Origin of the sequence: Streptococcus sp. GMD1S, from assembly GCF_000296875.1 — a bacterium.
Lineage (GTDB): Bacteria > Bacillota > Bacilli > Lactobacillales > Streptococcaceae > Streptococcus.
The window spans coordinates 1-2,626 of sequence record NZ_AJQY01000088.1; the positions used below are offsets into that span (position 1 = coordinate 1).

Sequence of the window (2,626 nt, forward strand, 5' to 3'; positions counted from 1 at the left end):
ACGATAGCTCCCCTCAATGTACATCTGGTCACGGATAAAGCCTGGCAAATAATCCAGATTATCTACCGCTGCACCGTAGGCTTCTTGGTTAAAGAAGTTCCCCCAGCGGCCTAAACTTTGGGCAATCAGAACGCTCGGCGCCGCAATATCTAGAAAGTCCCAAGTATTGATGAGTTTTCTATCCGCAAAGATATAAAGTACAATAGCTCCTGCTATCAAACCACCATAAATGGCCAAACCACCATTCCAGATGGCAATCACATCACCTGGATTTTGCAGATAGTAATCTAAGCGGAAGAGTACATAGTAAAGTCTGGCACCTAAAATTGCAATAGGAAAGGCAATTAAGATAAAATCTAGAATGTCATCTGACAAAATCTTCTTCTTAGGAGCTTCTTTCATGGCAAGATAGACTGCTAAGACCAAGCCTGCCACAATACATAGGGCATACCAACGAATGGAAAAAGGTCCGATTTCAAATGCAACTGGATTAATCATGTTTCACCTCATTTTGAGCGATCAGATTTGTCAAACGTTCTTCAAATAAACGCGTTGCATCAAAGCCCATTTCCTTAGCACGATAGTTCATTGCTGCCGCCTCAATAACAACAGAGATATTGCGTCCTGTTTTTACCGGGATGCGGATACGTGGAATAGCTACACCAGAAACTTCTAATTCTTCGGCATTGTTTCCTAGACGGTCAAAAGTCTTATGGGTATCGTAATTTTCCAAATAGACAGCCAGCTGAACTTGTGAAGAATCTTTTACAGCGCTTGCTCCATAGAGACTCATAACATCGATAATCCCAACTCCACGAATTTCAAGTAGATGCCTTAAGATTTCAGCAGGTTCTCCCCAAAGAGTCATCTCATCCTTAGAATAAATATCGACACGGTCATCCGCTACTAGACGATGGCCACGCTTCACGAGTTCAAGACCTGTCTCACTCTTACCGATACCACTATCCCCTTGGATCAAGACTCCCATACCATAGATATCCATCAAGACACCATGTACACTGGTACGTTTAGCTAAACGGGAATCAAGATAACTAGATAACTCTCCAGACAAACGGCTGGTTGCTGTTCGACTGGTCAAAATCGCAATTTTACATTCTCTAGCAGCCTTCAACATTTCTTCTGGAACTACCAAGCCACGGGCTACGATGACCGCTGGTGTTTCTGGCAGAAACATTTTTTTCAAAACTTGATAACGGTTTTGAGAAGGCATACTAACCAAATAGGACCACTCCTTCATCCCCAAAAGCTGGATCCGTTCTGGAGTGTAGTAATCAAAATAGCCCGTCATTTCAAGACCAGGTCTCGTAATGTCCGCTGTGTTGATTTCTTTTTCAAGCAATTCGCCTTCGCCGTATACAATATCCAGTCTGAGCTTTTCAATTACTTCTCTTACTAAAACCGACATAATTTCCTCCTTCAATCGAGTTCTCCTTACTATTATATCAAATTGTAGTTGGAAGTTTCCTTTTTTTGCAGGATTTACAGTATTTATTTGATGTTTCTTGGGGAAAGATTTGGCTAGGAAGTCTTTTCGTACTCCTTCAAATTAACCGAGACAAATCTACTGCAAATCGGTCAACATCTATCACCAAATCCCTTCCAGATTTTGCTAAGTAAATCCTTGGAAGACCTTTTGTTAATATTCTATTTGCATCAGCCATATCTTGAGGATAGGTATAGAACTGTTGACCTTTTGGGAACTGATTTTGGACTTGCCATTCTTCAAACTCCTTCAAAAAAGTCTTATGAGATGGCATACTGACTTCTTCGAACAAGGAATGGTCAAAAAATCGTACCAAACGATATAGACCATGAATCTCATCCGCAAAGCACTTATCAATCTTTTCATAGGGGTAACCTCGCCTCTGATAAGCTTGACATAAGTTTTGTAAGGACTCACTTAATGCAACTGCATCTTTTCTTGCCAAACTTATAAAATACCGAACAGAAAATTCTTCCATACCAGTTCGTTTTTTCTTCTCTAAAAACTGTTGTGCACGCAAGAGAGACTCGGATAATCTTTCTTCATCTTGATAATAAAGAGCGTATAAAAGATTCATCACATTTTCTGGATAATAGGTTCCTTTCAACAAGGGTAAATCTTTGGGGATGAATGATGGAATGACTGAAAAATCGTTACAAGCAAAAGAGGTAATCAAGCCTTTCAAAATTCCATCTGTATAAATGGTTCCACTTGCCAACAAACCGCCTCTCAGCAGCTCGGTTCTTCCTGTTTGCCATAGCGCATTGTTTAACTGTGTATAATCCCCACCTAAAAACGCAGCATAATAAGCAAAATATTTAATATCATCTAGCAATAAGCTACTGTACAATTTAACCCTTAAAACCTTGTCAGACAATACTTTTGAATCGGTTAAATACTTTTCAAAAATTCTTTGGTTTGACTCTTCAAATTCCTTCCAATCTATCGGATCAGCACAATAACCCCAATCTTCCAAGTGATTTTCACGCATCTTTTGATATTCTTTTATATACTCTTTCATAAGAATTTGTTCCTCTAAATACTATGCAAAAAAAGACTAGATAAGTCTAGCCTTTCATTTCAAATTAGAATTTTTTACGTTTACGAGCTGCTTCTGATTTA

The 2,626-nt window shown here is 39.2% G+C and carries 3 protein-coding genes; all 3 read right to left on the bottom strand.

The window, feature by feature from the left end; translation table 11 throughout:
• The coding region (lgt, locus tag GMD1S_RS07115) for a prolipoprotein diacylglyceryl transferase (RefSeq protein WP_000609719.1) at positions 1–498 on the bottom strand (498 nt) is incomplete at its 3' end.
• Positions 491–1,426, bottom strand: coding sequence for an HPr(Ser) kinase/phosphatase (gene hprK, locus GMD1S_RS07120; protein ID WP_000115193.1), 936 nt, complete (start codon positions 1,424–1,426; stop codon positions 491–493). The genes lgt and hprK, both read right to left, overlap by 8 nt.
• 136 nt (positions 1,427–1,562) lie before the next feature.
• Entirely contained in the window at positions 1,563–2,525 is a 963-nt protein-coding gene (locus GMD1S_RS07125) for a hypothetical protein (protein WP_000666153.1), read from the bottom strand.
• Positions 2,526–2,626 lie beyond the last annotated feature (101 nt).

What these genes read in the sequence shown, in the direction of transcription:
- hprK (WP_000115193.1), bottom strand. Translation starts at nt 1,426, where the DNA reads ATGTCGGTTTTAGTAAGAGAAGTAATTGAAAAGCTCAGACTGGATATT.
- GMD1S_RS07125 (WP_000666153.1), bottom strand. Translation starts at nt 2,525, where the DNA reads ATGAAAGAGTATATAAAAGAATATCAAAAGATGCGTGAAAATCACTTG.